This window comes from Aequorivita sediminis (assembly GCF_032080575.2).
GTDB lineage: Bacteria > Bacteroidota > Bacteroidia > Flavobacteriales > Flavobacteriaceae > Aequorivita > Aequorivita sediminis.
This window is the reverse complement of the sequence record NZ_JAVLSO020000001.1, coordinates 161,255-174,648: the sequence shown is the minus strand read 5'-3', so window position 1 is coordinate 174,648 and position 13,394 is coordinate 161,255. Positions and strand designations below refer to the sequence as shown.

The window sequence follows — 13,394 nt, the reverse complement described above, 5'->3', positions numbered from 1 at the left end:
TAAGTTCGTATGGTTTTAATTAAATTTGCCTAATAATTTACAAGTAGAAATGATTATGCAAAATATTAAGCCATATACCCCAAAACATAAAGTACGTATTGTAACTGCAGCATCTCTTTTTGATGGACATGATGCCGCTATTAACATAATGAGACGAATTATTCAGTCCACTGGTGTTGAGGTTATACACTTAGGTCACGACCGCAGTGTTGAAGAAGTGGTAAATACAGCCATCCAAGAAGATGCGAATGCTATAGCTATGACTTCTTACCAAGGAGGGCACAATGAATACTTTAAATATATGTACGACCTCCTTAATGAAAAAGGAGCGAGCCATATCAAAATATTTGGTGGTGGTGGTGGTGTGATTCTTCCTTCTGAAATAAAAGAATTGATGGATTACGGTATCACTCGTATTTATGCGCCAGATGATGGTAGAGAAATGGGGTTACAGGGAATGATTAACGATTTAGTAGAACAATCAGACTTTGCTATTGGTGACAAACTAAGCAATGAACTTGAAAACCTTCCCAAAAAAGAGATTGGTACTATTGCTCGCTTAATTTCTGCTGCTGAAAACTTTCCTGAAATTGCAAAAGATGCGCTTGATAAAATACACGAAATAAACGAAAAAAATACAACTCCTGTATTAGGAATTACCGGAACAGGAGGAGCTGGTAAATCTTCATTAGTTGATGAATTAGTAAGAAGATTTCTAATAGATTTCCCTGAAAAAACTATTGGAATAGTTTCTGTAGATCCTTCAAAAAGAAAAACAGGTGGGGCTTTACTAGGGGATCGAATTCGAATGAATGCTATTAACTCTCCAAGAGTTTATATGCGTAGTTTGGCTACAAGACAAAGTAATCTTGCCTTGTCTAAATATGTAGCAGAAGCTATTCAGGTTTTAAAAGCTGCTAACTTTGATTTAATTATACTTGAAACTTCAGGTATTGGACAAAGCGACACCGAAATATTAGAGCACAGTGATGTTTCACTATATGTAATGACGCCCGAATTTGGGGCGGCAACTCAGCTTGAGAAAATTGATATGTTAGATTTTGCCGATTTAGTGGCAATTAACAAGTTTGACAAGCGCGGTTCGTTAGATGCCCTACGCGATGTTAAAAAACAATATGTACGTAACCATCACCTATGGGAAACTCCACAAGACGAGCTCCCTGTTTATGGAACAATAGCGTCCCAGTTTAACGACCCTGGAATGAACACGCTGTATAAAGCAATAATGGAAACCATCTCAGAAAAAACTGAGGGAGATCTTAAAAGTGATTTTCAAGTTCCAGAAGAAATGGATGAGAAAGTATTTGTTATTCCACCATCAAGAACTCGATACTTATCTGAAATTGCTGAAAACAACAGAGCTTACGATAAAAAAGCTTCAGAGCAATCTGAAGTTGCCCAAAAACTATATGGAATCTATAAAGCTATAGAATCGATTTCTGGAAAAACACCAGAATTGGATAAAGCTGGGATAGTTTCTGAATTTATCAACGATTCGGAAACAAATAAAGATTTATTAAAATTATTACTTGCTGAATTTGATCGTGAAAAATTGAATTTAGATCCTTACAACTGGGAAGTTATCACCGGGTGGGATGAAAAAGTGAATAAATATAAAAATCCAATTTATAGTTTTAAAGTTCGCGACAAAGAAATTAAGATTGAAACACATACCGAGTCGCTTTCACATTCGCAAATCCCAAAAGTTGCCTTGCCAAAATATCAAGCTTGGGGTGATATCTTAAAATGGGTACTTCAAGAAAATGTTCCTGGAGAGTTCCCATATACTTCTGGTTTATATCCTTTTAAAAGAACTGGGGAAGATCCTGCAAGAATGTTTGCAGGTGAGGGTGGACCCGAGCGTACAAATAGACGTTTTCACTACGTAAGCATGGGATTGCCTGCCAAAAGACTTTCTACTGCTTTTGATAGTGTTACTTTATATGGTAATGACCCTGATTTAAGACCAGATATTTATGGGAAAATTGGGAATGCAGGAGTGTCAATTTGCTGTTTAGACGACGCCAAGAAACTTTACTCTGGTTTTGATTTAAGTCACGCAATGACTTCTGTGAGTATGACTATTAATGGTCCTGCACCTATGCTCTTAGGGTTCTTTATGAATGCTGCTATCGATCAGAATTGTGAGAAGTATATTGTTGAAAACGGTCTTGAGGCAGATATTGAAAAGAAAATCAACAAAATTTACAAGGATAAAGGTATTGAACGTCCTAAATACAATGGAGAGCTGCCAGAAGGAAATAACGGGTTAGGATTGATGCTACTTGGTGTAACGGGAGATCAAGTGTTAGATGCTGATATTTACAACAAAATTAAATACGAAACACTACAGCAAGTTCGCGGCACCGTTCAAGCAGATATTTTAAAAGAAGATCAAGCGCAAAATACCTGCATATTCTCTACAGAATTTGCACTTAGATTGATGGGGGATGTTCAGGAGTATTTTATCGAAAAGAAAGTAAGAAACTTCTATTCTGTTTCCATTAGTGGTTATCACATTGCTGAAGCAGGAGCTAACCCAATTACTCAGTTGGCATTTACACTAGCAAATGGTTTTACTTATGTAGAATATTACTTGAGCCGTGGTATGGATATCAACGAGTTTGGTCCAAACCTTTCATTTTTCTTTAGTAATGGTATCGACCCTGAATATGCAGTTATTGGTCGAGTAGCTAGAAAGATTTGGGCAAAAGCATTAAAGGAGAAGTACGGTGCAAACTCAAGAGCTCAAATGCTGAAGTATCACATTCAAACTTCTGGACGTTCATTACACGCGCAGGAAATAGATTTTAATGATATTCGTACTACGTTACAAGCGCTTTACGCTATTTATGACAATTGTAATTCACTGCATACAAACGCTTACGATGAGGCTATTACAACACCTACAGAAGAAAGTGTACGTCGTGCTATGGCAATTCAGTTAATTATAAATAAAGAGTTAGGGCTTGCCAAAAATGAAAACCCAATTCAAGGATCTTTTATTATTGAAGAATTAACCGATTTAGTAGAAGAAGCTGTATTAAAAGAATTTGATAGTATCACTGAGCGTGGAGGAGTTCTGGGTGCAATGGAAACTATGTACCAACGCAGCAAAATTCAAGAAGAGAGCTTGTATTATGAAACTTTAAAGCACAACGGTGAATTCCCGATTATTGGTGTAAATACTTTTTTAAGTAGTAAAGGTTCGCCAACCGTTTTACCCGCTGAAGTAATTCGCGCGACCGAGGAAGAAAAGCAAGTTCAAATTAAAACACTTCAAAGTCTTCATAAAATGTATAAAGGAAGAGCAATGGATGCAATTGAAAAAGTGCAAACCGCCGCGATTCACAATGAAAATATATTTGAAGAACTTATGGAGGCAACCAAGGTTTGTTCGTTGGGTCAAATTACCGAAGCCTTATTTAAAGTTGGTGGGCAGTATAGACGTAATATGTAGAGTTAATAATTTATAATATTAAACCCCGACAATCTTAGTTTTAGATTATCGGGGCTTATATTTTAAAAATAAAAATTGCTGTTATTCCTCTTCTTCGGTTTCGCTATCTTCATCCTCTAGATCTTCCCAATCTTCGTCTTCGTAATCATCAAAAAAATCTTCAAAAATATTTTCTGAATCAAAAGGGATATCTTCTTCAGGACTATGATCGTCGTAATTTATACCTGGGGGATTAAAAAGTCCCCAGCGATCTATAGTATAATCCCATGGGTCAAAAGTTTTCACCCACTCTGCAAATAAAATTCGGAAATTTTCGACTTCTTTTCGAAGTAAATCTAGGTATTCAATTTCATCAAAGCCTAGCATTTCAATGCCTTGTAGGTCGTTGATAATTTCGCGAGCTGACTTACGAATTATAGTGGCATTTTCCATTTTAAGGTCGTAAGTGTCAATGCTTTCCGCACCCATAATTTTGGTTGGAATAATAAGTGAGTTTTCCATCATATAACTCAAATTATATTCCATTAATTTCTTTTCACCTTTGCGTTTATACTTTATATCTGTGTTTTCTACAGATTTTACTAGGTGATAAACGAGGTTTGAAATTTCCTCGGCTTTTATATAAATAGGCATTTGCCTTACGTGATTGTAGTGCTCCATAGAATCAAAATCGTCGTCGTCAAACATAAAAAGGCATTAATAATTTCCTTTTACAAAGGTAACGATAGGTTTCTGATATAGAAAATGAAAAGTAGAACTCTAAATGTTAAAGAGTTAATTGCCAGGTATGTTGAAGTTTTCGAAATTTCTTGATTTCTTTTCTAAGTAATGGTAAAAAGTCCTTACCATTACTATTAACTTTCTCTAAGCGTTCACAGTTTTTATACAATAAATTAGATAAGTGAATCACAGAAGCTGCATGCTTCTGCTTTTCTTCAGAAAAAGGATGGCTTTCTGCTTTTAGAATTTTAGGTCCAAGCGATACCGATTGTTGCACAATATCCCCACTAAAATAAATATTAGGATCTTCTTTTCCGTTTTTCTGAATTCCTGCTAAATCATAACTTAGGTATGTAGAAATGTTACGAGCTAATGAAAAAATTTCCATTGCCTTTAGATACATCGCTGAATGTTTATTATTTCCGTAAGTATGAGTTGACATTTTATATTTTTAAAGTGTATCAAATTTAGCGACAAGAAACCTCAATTCATAATTGAAATTAAAGTAAAAGCGTATATTTGCTTTAAATATTAAGTAAAATTTGATTAAAACTTTAATATGAGTATAGATTCTTTAAACTGGAAAATACTGAAGTGTCTTCAAAAAAATGCACGTCAGCCAAATACCGAAATTGGGAGGGAGGTAGGTATTAGCTCTCCTGCAGTTTCTGAACGTATTAAAAAAATGGAGGACTCTAATATCATAACTGGTTATTTTACAGATGTTTCTCCTATGGAAGCTGGGTATCAATTTAAGGCCATTATCACACTTCGCGCTTTTATGGGTAAACTAAAACCTTTTCTTGAAATAGTAAAAACATACGATGAGGTTATAAACTGCTATCGCATTACAGGAAATGAAAATTTTGTAATGGAAGTTGTATTAAAAAATCAAAAACATTTAGAGTCATTTATAGACCAACTTATTTTTTATGGTGAAACCAAAACTCAGATAGTACTTTCACATGTAGTAAAAAACAACGCGTTAAAACCTGTAAAATAATTGACTGATGTTAAAATTGTTACAATTAGAATCTTATTAAGATTTGTGGAGCTATGTATAAAGTATTTTTGACACTCTAATTAAAACATATACCATGAAAAACTATACTATTCATTTTTTGATTATAACTATTGTTACCGCACTATTAGGATTTACAGGTTTAGAATTTCCTGGTGATAAATTGGTCAGAATTATTTGTTTGTTTGCAGGAATAGCTTTGATGATTTCTTGTTTAGATGCTGTAATTGTTAGTCGTAAAAATAAAAGGCTTAAAAAAGAGTCACAATCTTAAAGTCGGTATTTCACCTACTTTTTGTTTAAATGATTTAATAAAGCATATAGTAGGGCTATTTTTCTCCTGTATTCTCATTTCCAAGCTATAGTGTTTTTATTTAGCCAGTAGCGATTATATTTATCACTTGTATATAAGTGCCATACAATTCAATGAATGCTTTGTAAAAGTTGAGTATTAGAAGTTATTAATTGATGCGAAATTCAAATGTTATATATTTTTTCTTCTTGTCTATAAATAATTACGAATTTTAGAATTCTTTTCTATTTTTACTAAAAACTATTTATGAAGAATTTATTATTATTTGCATTATTACAAATTCCAATTTTAGGTTTTGCTCAGAATGAAGTCTTAGTCTTAGAAAGTCTAGAAGCACAGATAAAACTAAACAGTGAATTCGCTAATCCCGAAACCACAATTCTCACTCCCAAAGATTTTCAAACTTTTAAAGAATTGGAATTTTATCCAATAGATAAAAAATATATAGTGAATGCTAGGTTTGTGCGTACCTCAGATGAAAAACCATTTTTAATGCCGACCACTACTGCTAGAACTCCAGAATATGTAAAATATGGAGAAGCCCATTTTAGTATTGATGGAAAGGATTTTATTTTAAGTCTTTTTAAAAACACACAACCCTATAGTGAACCTGGATACGAGGATTATCTATTTTTGCCGTTTACCGATTTAACAAGTGGAGACGGTTCCTATGGTGGAGGAAGGTATTTAGACCAGCGAATTCCTGAAGGAGATACTTTTGTAATCGACTTTAATAAAGCCTATAATCCTTATTGTGCCTATAACCCAAAGTATTCTTGCCCAATACCTCCTAAAGAAAACGATTTGTTAATTCGAATTGAAGCTGGGGTTAAAGACTTTAGAAAACATTAAAAAACTTCACAGCCCACATCCCAATAAAAACCATTGCAAATGCAACTACAAAACTCGCGATTGTATATAAAGCGAATGACATAATATCTCCGCTTTTTAAGAATAAGTGATTCTCGTAAGCAAAGGTTGAAAAAGTAGTAAATCCACCACAAAACCCGGTAGCTAAAAATAAAACTGTATTCTGAGAAAGGGTTTGGTTTTTTAAAGCGAGTCCTAGTATTATTCCAATTAATAAACTTCCAAGAATATTGGCGGCAAATGTACCGTAAGGTATACCTGTTTCGGAATTGTTCAGGAATTTAGATAGTCCATAGCGAAATGTGCTTCCTAACCCACCACCGATAAAAACTAAAACAAGTTGTTTCATGTTAAATACCTACTTGCAAATCAGGTTTTGGAGATGTTATAATCGGGATATAAACTTCTGTTACCCAATTAGCAGGGTTGGCAGTTTCATTTGGATCTGTAATGTAAACTTCGAATTTTTTACCCTCAGGGTCTATTTCTAAACTATTCTTTTTAATGTATTCGTTACCTTTAGTATAAGCTTCTGGTAAGTGGTTGTAGTTTCCCTTTAGAGAAATTTTAACTGCAGAAATTGGTTCCATAAATCCGCAAACAACTGGACTTCCTTCAGGGGTAATTACTTTTTCTCTTACTGGAACACCTGTCGAGAAAATAACAGTATTGTTTGCTTCGTCAACTTGATTGTATAAGGTAAAAGGTTTCCCCGACATATTTAAGTTATTATTTGAAACAAAATCTAATACTTGTGTCATCATTGGTTCCATTTTATCACCTAGTTCTTGCATTCTAGCTACGGAAGTTGTGTACATATAATATCCACCGCCGTATTGTGTAAGTCCATCTACATTTATCGAATATTTCTTCATATCTTCAACTACCTCTTTGGCAATTCCTTCTAATCCAGTAATATTCATTTCGTGAACTTGAGCTTTAAAATCGGTTCCACTTATCGAGAAAAAGAACTTATCAAGTAGCGTGTGTTCTCCTTTCATTCTCCATGTTATTTCGGTGCCTTCAGGAACTTCTTCAAAATTCCAAAATACTTTAGGGTGACGCGCTCCTCCTGGAGTTTCTAACGTTAAATCTTGTTCGATCTCTTTATTAGGGATAACCTTGGTAGTTTTCATTGAACCATTCATTTCACCATCCCAAGAGTAGGAGGCACCTTCGCCTGCAGTTTTTTCGGCGTACGTAAATCTAATTGTAGGATCTTCTTTTTTCCAAGGCCCCCAAGATTCCCAGTTTCTATAATCATTTACTTTATTAAATACTACTTCTGGAGGTGCCTTAATAACCATTGAATCTTTAATGTCGTAAGAGCCGTCCTGTGTTCCAAAATAAATGGCACCGCCAATTACTATTAGGAGAATAAGAAAAAGTAAATACTTAATTATTTTCATGTTTTTAAGGTTGGTGTTGGTTGTAGGTGCTAAGATACGGAAATTTCATCTAAGCTTTTACATATAGACCTCTGCTATTTCATTCATGATAAACCAGTTAATATAGAGACCAATATTTTAGTACATTTGTGTTTAATAAAAATTTAAATAAAATGAAGAAAACCTTATTTATTGCGATGGCAATGAGTGGTTTGTTGTTTTTTTCTTGTAATGAGAAAAAAGATGAAAAACCAACTGCACAAGTAGAAACTGAAGAAATTAAAGATTTTGATTATTCAGTAGAGCAATTTGCAGATATCAAAGTTTTGCGTTACCAAATCCCAGGATGGGAAAAACTTTCTTTGAAAGAACAAAAACTAGTTTATTACCTTACTCAAGCAGGATTAGAGGGAAGAGATATAATCTGGGATCAGAATTATAGACACAACCTTACTATCAGAAAGGCTTTAGAAAATGTGTATCAAAATTATGAGGGTGATAAGTCTTCAGATGATTGGAACAACTTTGAAACTTATTTAAAAAGAATTTGGTTTAGTAACGGTATTCACCACCATTATGCAAGCAACAAGATTAAGCCTGAATTCTCTTCAGATTATCTAAAGCAGTTATTAAGCGATACAAACACTACTTTAGAAGGTGAAGCATTTGAAGTAATTTTTAATGACAAAGACGCTACAAAAGTTGATCAGTCTAAAGGTATTGATAACGTAGCTAAAAGCGCGGTGAACTTTTACGGAGCTGAGGTTACTACTAAAGATGTAGAAAGTTTTTATTCAAAAAAGCAGTCTCCAGACCCGCAAAAGCCATTGTCTTTTGGTCTAAATTCAAAACTAGTTAAAGAGAATGGAGAGGTAAAAGAATTGGTCTATAAGTCAGGTGGACTTTATGGCGAGGAAATTGATAGAATTATCGAGTGGCTTGAAAAAGCTCAAGGTGTAGCTGAAAATAAAGCGCAAGGTGATGCTATTGGTTTGTTAATAGAATATTACAAAACAGGAGATCTTCAAACCTGGGACGATTACAACGTTTCTTGGACAGCTGCTACGGAAGGAAATATTGATTACATCAACAGTTTTATTGAAGTTTATCAGGATCCAGTAGGGTACAAAGGTACTTACGAAAGCATAGTACAGATTAAAGATTTTGATATGTCTGAAAAAATGGCTGTACTTTCTGAAAATGCACAATGGTTTGAAGATAATTCAACATTGATGGAAGAGCACAAAAAGAAAAATGTGGTAGGTGTTACATATAAAGTAGTAAACGTAGCAGGTGAAGCTGGTGATGCTTCTCCAAGTACACCAATTGGTGTAAACCTTCCAAATGCCAACTGGATTCGTGCAGCGGTAGGAAGTAAGTCAGTTTCTTTGGGTAACATTATTGAAGCTTACAATAACGCGGGTAGTTCAGGAAGATTAAAAGAATTTGTTCACGATGACGAAGAGCTAGCATTAGAAAAAGAATACGGACAAGCAGCCGACAAACTTCACACAGCACTTCACGAAGTAATTGGTCACGCTTCAGGACAATTAAATCCTGGTGTAGGTGAAACAAAGGAAACACTTAAGAATTACGCTTCAACTTTAGAAGAAGGTCGTGCAGATTTAGTAGGATTATATTACTTATACACTCCAAAATTACAAGAGTTAGGATTGGTTGATGATTGGAAAAAAGTGGGAATGGCTGCTTATGATGGTTATATCAGAAATGGTTTAATGACGCAGTTGATACGTCTTAACCTTGGTGATGATGTTGTTCAAGCACATATGCGTAACCGTCAGTGGGTGTCTTCTTGGGTTTACGAAAAAGGAAAAGCTGACAACGTAATTGAAAAAGTTACTCGTGATGGCAAAACTTACTACAATATTAACGATTATGATAAATTACACGATTTATTCGGACAGTTACTACGCGAAACTCAAAGAATTAAGAGTGAAGGAGATTATGCAGCTGTAGAAAATCTTGTTGAAACTTATGGTGTAAAAGTAGATTACGACCTTCATAAAGCAATTTTAGAGCGTAATAAGCAGTTTACATCTGCGCCTTACAGCGGATTTGTTAATCCTGTAATTGTTCCTAAAATGAATGATAATGGCGAAATTGAAAGCTTTGCAATTGAGCAGCCTAAAACATTTGCTGAGCAGATGTTATACTATGCAAAAAACTATAGTAATTTGCCTGCTGTAAACTAATTTTAGTTTTCAACCTATAAAAAAAGCGCTTCGGAATTTCCGAAGCGCTTTTTGTTTTAAAATAAATAGAACTCAATTTAAGGTTTAAAGTATGTTTTAACCATAACTAAGAGTAATACAAAAGCTATAAAACCAATCAAAACCCAAATACTTCCTTTGTAGTATTTTTTATGAAGTTTTTTATCGCTTCGATAGCTAAAAGCTATGATAATCACAAAAACAGTAAAAAACAAAGCCGTAAAAACCCATTGACCAGTTGTGAACATAAATTTGTAGTTTTATGGCTGTAAAAGTAAGGATTAAAGTGCAAACAAGATTCAGGATTTATAAGAATCAATGTAAATTCTGAAAACCTGTATTTTAATTCTTTTTTCAATAATTGAAGAAGTCTAACCTCAAAAAAATACAATGAAAAACAGAATAGCTGCAGTAACAGAATTTCACAAAGCATTTGGTCTTGGTATGAAAGATGCTCCAACTGCTGATCTTGGAATTAAAAAAAATCTATTGCGTTACAAATTAATGCGAGAAGAAAATGAAGAGTACCTTGAAGCTGCAAATAATAACGATTTAGTTGAGGTTGCAGATGCCTTGGGTGATATGCTTTACATTTTATGTGGAACCATAATTGAACATGGTATGCAACATAAAATTGAAGAGGTTTTTGACGAAATTCAACGAAGTAATATGAGTAAGTTAGGAGCAGATGGCAGACCTATTTACCGAGAGGATGGCAAAGTTTTAAAAGGCCCAAATTATTTTCAGCCAAAAATTAAAGAGATACTTGAAAAATAAATTATAAAAAGAAAAATCCAAATTCCAGATGGTTAGAACCTTTGGAATTTGGATTTTATATTTAAGTACTAAGCCAGCACTTTTAATTTGTTGTTTCTTTTTACTTTACCTCAAATCTCCAACCAAATGGATCTTCAGTAATGTTGTGTTGGATACTCATTAAGTCTTTTTTAAATTGAGTAGAGTAGCTGTCTTCGGGTTTTGTGAGTTCGTAAACATCATCTTTATGGCCAATAGCACTTACAGGGCTTATAACTGCTGCAGTTCCCGCACCAAAAATTTCTTTTAAACTTCCGTCTTGTGCAGCTTTTACAATTTCTGACACTAATACAGGACGTATTTCCACATCTATATTATTGTGTTTTGCAATTTCAATAACACTTTTTCGGGTTACACCATCCAAAATTCTATCGCTGACAGGAGCGGTAATCAAAGTGTCATTTACTCTAAAGAAAACATTCATTGTACCTGCCTCTTCTAAATATTTATGTTCACTATCGTCAGTCCAAATTACTTGGTGAAATCCTCTTTCACGGGCAAGGTTTGTTGGGTAAAATTGTGCCCCGTAGTTTCCAGCAGCTTTTGCAGCGCCTACACCACCGTTTGCAGCACGACTGTAATGATCTGCGATAACAACTCTAACATCACCAGTATAGTATGCTTGAGCAGGAGCTGCTAAAATCATAAACTTATACTCAGTTGATGGGGAAGCAGAAACTCCAACTTGAGTCGCCATTACAAATGGACGAATGTACAATGAATTACCAAGACCGGGTTGAATCCATTCTTTATCCATACGTATTAGCGTGGTCAAAGCTTCAAAAAAAATATCACGAGGAAATTCAGGTATTGCTAATCTCTTAGCCGATTTATTGATTCGATCGAAATTTTCATGTGGTCTAAATAACCAAACTCTACCATCCTCATCTTTATAGGCTTTCATTCCTTCAAAAACGGCTTGTCCATAATGAAAGACTTTCGCAGCAGGTGAGATTGATAAATTACCGTACGGTCTAATTGTTGGATTTTGCCATTCGCCGTCTTTAAAATCGCATTCGAACATGTGATCGGTAAATGTGCTTCCAAAAACAAGGTTGTCAAAATCAACTTCTTTAACTCTAGAAGTTTCTGTTTTAATTATATTTAATTTTGGAGTAATAGAAGAATTCATTTATTTTTCATTTATTCGGTAAAAATAGGTAAAATTTAGACCATTAAAAATTTAAAAAATCCTTAAAATTGCAATACAATAACAATCAATAATATAATAATTATATAAAAATGAAAAAAATATTATTAGTACTCGCAATTTCATTTGCCGTTTTTAGCTGTAAAAATGAACAAAAAGAGGAGTCATCTGATGCTCAAGTGGAAGAGGTAGCGATCAATTTTCAGTCTTTTGGAAATGAAATAACAGATGATGGTGTATTGACAAAGACTGAAATGATTGAAAAATACAATTCTTTAAAACCTGGAGACACTATTAATGTAAAGTTTAGTACCACAGTGAAAGAGGTATGCCAGAAAAAAGGATGTTGGATGAATCTTGATTTAGGTGAAGATGAAGCTATGGTTCGTTTTAAAGATTATGGTTTTTTTATGCCTAAAGATATTGCAGGACAAGAAATCATTGTTAATGGAAAAGCCTATATAGAGGAGATGAGTGTTGAAGATCAGCGTCACTACGCAGAAGATGGAGGGAAATCAAAGGAAGAAATAGCAGCTATTACCGAAGTAAAAAGAACACTAGCTTTTGAAGCTGATGGTGTTCTTATTCCAGAAGTAGAAAAGGAATAGTGTTTTGAAACGTTCAATTCTTAAAACAGGCGACGGATCTTACACTTTGCATATATCCGAATGGAATGAACAATACCATTCTAAGCACGGAGCGATAGCCGAAGCTCTCCACGTTTTTATTAAAGAAGGGCTCTTATATTGGACTGACAAAAATTCATCTAAGGACATTTCTATATTAGAAATTGGTTTTGGCACAGGGTTAAATGCATTTCTCACATTATTAGAAACAGAAAAGCACAACTTCAATATTACTTACACTGGCGTTGAAGCTTACCCTTTAGAGGTTTCTGAAATTGAAACCTTAAATTACCCAAAAATGTTAAATGCTTTAGAAGAGGGGTTTTTAAAAATGCACAATATTCCTTGGGGTGAAAAATCATTGATTTCAGATAATTTTCACCTTCTAAAAAATAAAATGTTCTTTTCAGAAATTAATCTTAATAGCAAAATAGACTTAATTTATTTCGACGCTTTTGGAATCCGTGTCCAAGCAGATTTATGGACGGAAGAAATTTTTCAATTAATGTACAATGCTTTAAAACCAAACGGCGTATTAGTTACTTATGCCGCAAATGGAAATGCTCGTCGTGCAATGCAGGCTGTTGGATTTTCTGTTGAACGAATTCCCGGTCCTCCAGGAAAAAAAGAAATGATGAGAGCGACTAAATTAGAACAATAAAAACAAGAAAATTCCTAATCCATTTTTTCGCTTTTATCAGTAAAAAGTAGTTGAGAATCTTCAATAAATTACATAACTATGCTTATTTCACAATCTTCCGTTAAGACACTTTGTAAT

General features: G+C 34.1%; 14 protein-coding genes. 8 read left to right on the top strand and 6 right to left on the bottom strand.

What is annotated here, in order from left to right; all coding sequences use genetic code 11:
- Positions 1 to 55 precede the first annotated feature (55 nt).
- Positions 56 to 3,481: a methylmalonyl-CoA mutase family protein gene (locus RT250_RS00815; protein WP_313112162.1), complete on the top strand. Its 3,426-nt coding sequence runs from the start codon at positions 56 to 58 to the stop codon at positions 3,479 to 3,481.
- Positions 3,482 to 3,562: 81 nt separating this feature from the next.
- Here RT250_RS00815 and RT250_RS00810 read toward each other — a convergent pair whose 3' ends face one another.
- Both RT250_RS00810 and RT250_RS00805 read right to left on the bottom strand, forming a co-directional pair.
- Positions 3,563 to 4,168, bottom strand: coding sequence for a hypothetical protein (locus RT250_RS00810; RefSeq protein WP_313111248.1), 606 nt, complete (start codon positions 4,166 to 4,168; stop codon positions 3,563 to 3,565).
- A gap of 79 nt (positions 4,169 to 4,247) precedes the next feature.
- A complete protein-coding gene (locus tag RT250_RS00805) occupies positions 4,248 to 4,643 on the bottom strand; it encodes a hypothetical protein (protein WP_313111246.1) in 396 nt (131 codons plus the stop codon).
- Between the two features lie 117 nt (positions 4,644 to 4,760).
- Here RT250_RS00805 and RT250_RS00800 point away from each other — a divergent pair, with 117 nt between their 5' ends.
- From RT250_RS00800 to RT250_RS00790, 3 genes are all read left to right on the top strand, one after another.
- Complete coding sequence (locus RT250_RS00800) at positions 4,761 to 5,204, top strand: Lrp/AsnC family transcriptional regulator (RefSeq protein ID WP_313111244.1); 444 nt, start codon at positions 4,761 to 4,763, stop codon at positions 5,202 to 5,204.
- Positions 5,205 to 5,298: 94 nt separating this feature from the next.
- Positions 5,299 to 5,496, top strand: a complete 198-nt coding sequence (locus RT250_RS00795; RefSeq protein ID WP_139855061.1) for a DUF1328 domain-containing protein — start codon at positions 5,299 to 5,301, stop codon at positions 5,494 to 5,496.
- Between the two features lie 285 nt (positions 5,497 to 5,781).
- Positions 5,782 to 6,387 (top strand): DUF1684 domain-containing protein, encoded by a 606-nt coding sequence (locus tag RT250_RS00790; RefSeq protein WP_313111240.1) that lies wholly within the window; start codon positions 5,782 to 5,784, stop codon positions 6,385 to 6,387.
- Here RT250_RS00790 and crcB read toward each other — a convergent pair.
- Complete coding sequence (crcB, locus tag RT250_RS00785; protein WP_313111239.1) at positions 6,374 to 6,754, bottom strand: fluoride efflux transporter CrcB; 381 nt, start codon at positions 6,752 to 6,754, stop codon at positions 6,374 to 6,376. The two genes, RT250_RS00790 and crcB, sit on opposite strands and share 14 nt — an antisense overlap.
- A gap of 1 nt (position 6,755) precedes the next feature.
- Entirely contained in the window at positions 6,756 to 7,814 is a 1,059-nt protein-coding gene (locus RT250_RS00780; RefSeq protein WP_313111237.1) for an SRPBCC family protein, read from the bottom strand.
- A gap of 152 nt (positions 7,815 to 7,966) precedes the next feature.
- On the opposite strand from RT250_RS00780, the gene RT250_RS00775 reads away from it, so the two are divergent.
- A complete protein-coding gene (locus RT250_RS00775; RefSeq protein ID WP_313111235.1) occupies positions 7,967 to 10,006 on the top strand; it encodes a dipeptidyl-peptidase 3 family protein in 2,040 nt (679 codons plus the stop codon).
- A 77-nt stretch (positions 10,007 to 10,083) separates the two neighbouring features.
- Here the strand turns inward: RT250_RS00775 and RT250_RS00770 are convergent, their stop codons facing one another.
- Entirely contained in the window at positions 10,084 to 10,272 is a 189-nt protein-coding gene (locus RT250_RS00770) for a hypothetical protein (protein ID WP_313111234.1), read from the bottom strand.
- Positions 10,273 to 10,414: 142 nt separating this feature from the next.
- Between RT250_RS00770 and RT250_RS00765 the strand changes: the two genes are divergently transcribed.
- Positions 10,415 to 10,801: a pyrophosphohydrolase domain-containing protein gene (locus RT250_RS00765; RefSeq protein WP_313111232.1), complete on the top strand. Its 387-nt coding sequence runs from the start codon at positions 10,415 to 10,417 to the stop codon at positions 10,799 to 10,801.
- A 100-nt stretch (positions 10,802 to 10,901) separates the two neighbouring features.
- Here the strand turns inward: RT250_RS00765 and RT250_RS00760 are convergent, their stop codons facing one another.
- The gene (locus RT250_RS00760; RefSeq protein ID WP_313111230.1) at positions 10,902 to 11,972 is read right to left on the bottom strand and encodes a branched-chain amino acid aminotransferase; all 1,071 of its coding nucleotides are present in this window, start codon (positions 11,970 to 11,972) and stop codon (positions 10,902 to 10,904) included.
- Between the two features lie 110 nt (positions 11,973 to 12,082).
- Between RT250_RS00760 and RT250_RS00755 the strand changes: the two genes are divergently transcribed.
- Together RT250_RS00755 and mnmC2 are read left to right on the top strand one after the other, a co-directional pair.
- Positions 12,083 to 12,598 (top strand): DUF4920 domain-containing protein, encoded by a 516-nt coding sequence (locus tag RT250_RS00755; RefSeq protein WP_313111228.1) that lies wholly within the window; start codon positions 12,083 to 12,085, stop codon positions 12,596 to 12,598.
- A gap of 4 nt (positions 12,599 to 12,602) precedes the next feature.
- Positions 12,603 to 13,277 carry a tRNA (5-methylaminomethyl-2-thiouridine)(34)-methyltransferase MnmC2 gene (gene mnmC2 / locus RT250_RS00750; RefSeq protein ID WP_313111227.1) on the top strand — a complete coding sequence of 225 codons (675 nt, stop codon included), beginning with the start codon at positions 12,603 to 12,605 and terminating at the stop codon, positions 13,275 to 13,277.
- Positions 13,278 to 13,394 lie beyond the last annotated feature (117 nt).

Excerpts from the sequence above, each read along its gene's own strand:
- RT250_RS00780 (WP_313111237.1), bottom strand. The coding sequence starts at position 7,814 with ATGAAAATAATTAAGTATTTACTTTTTCTTATTCTCCTAATAGTAATT.
- RT250_RS00810 (WP_313111248.1), bottom strand. The coding sequence starts at position 4,168 with ATGTTTGACGACGACGATTTTGATTCTATGGAGCACTACAATCACGTA.
- RT250_RS00790 (WP_313111240.1), top strand. The coding sequence starts at position 5,782 with ATGAAGAATTTATTATTATTTGCATTATTACAAATTCCAATTTTAGGT.
- RT250_RS00765 (WP_313111232.1), top strand. The coding sequence starts at position 10,415 with ATGAAAAACAGAATAGCTGCAGTAACAGAATTTCACAAAGCATTTGGT.
- RT250_RS00775 (WP_313111235.1), top strand. The coding sequence starts at position 7,967 with ATGAAGAAAACCTTATTTATTGCGATGGCAATGAGTGGTTTGTTGTTT.
- RT250_RS00800 (WP_313111244.1), top strand. The coding sequence starts at position 4,761 with ATGAGTATAGATTCTTTAAACTGGAAAATACTGAAGTGTCTTCAAAAA.
- RT250_RS00755 (WP_313111228.1), top strand. The coding sequence starts at position 12,083 with ATGAAAAAAATATTATTAGTACTCGCAATTTCATTTGCCGTTTTTAGC.
- RT250_RS00815 (WP_313112162.1), top strand. The coding sequence starts at position 56 with ATGCAAAATATTAAGCCATATACCCCAAAACATAAAGTACGTATTGTA.
- RT250_RS00795 (WP_139855061.1), top strand. The coding sequence starts at position 5,299 with ATGAAAAACTATACTATTCATTTTTTGATTATAACTATTGTTACCGCA.
- crcB (WP_313111239.1), bottom strand. The coding sequence starts at position 6,754 with ATGAAACAACTTGTTTTAGTTTTTATCGGTGGTGGGTTAGGAAGCACA.
- RT250_RS00760 (WP_313111230.1), bottom strand. The coding sequence starts at position 11,972 with ATGAATTCTTCTATTACTCCAAAATTAAATATAATTAAAACAGAAACT.
- RT250_RS00770 (WP_313111234.1), bottom strand. The coding sequence starts at position 10,272 with ATGTTCACAACTGGTCAATGGGTTTTTACGGCTTTGTTTTTTACTGTT.
- RT250_RS00805 (WP_313111246.1), bottom strand. The coding sequence starts at position 4,643 with ATGTCAACTCATACTTACGGAAATAATAAACATTCAGCGATGTATCTA.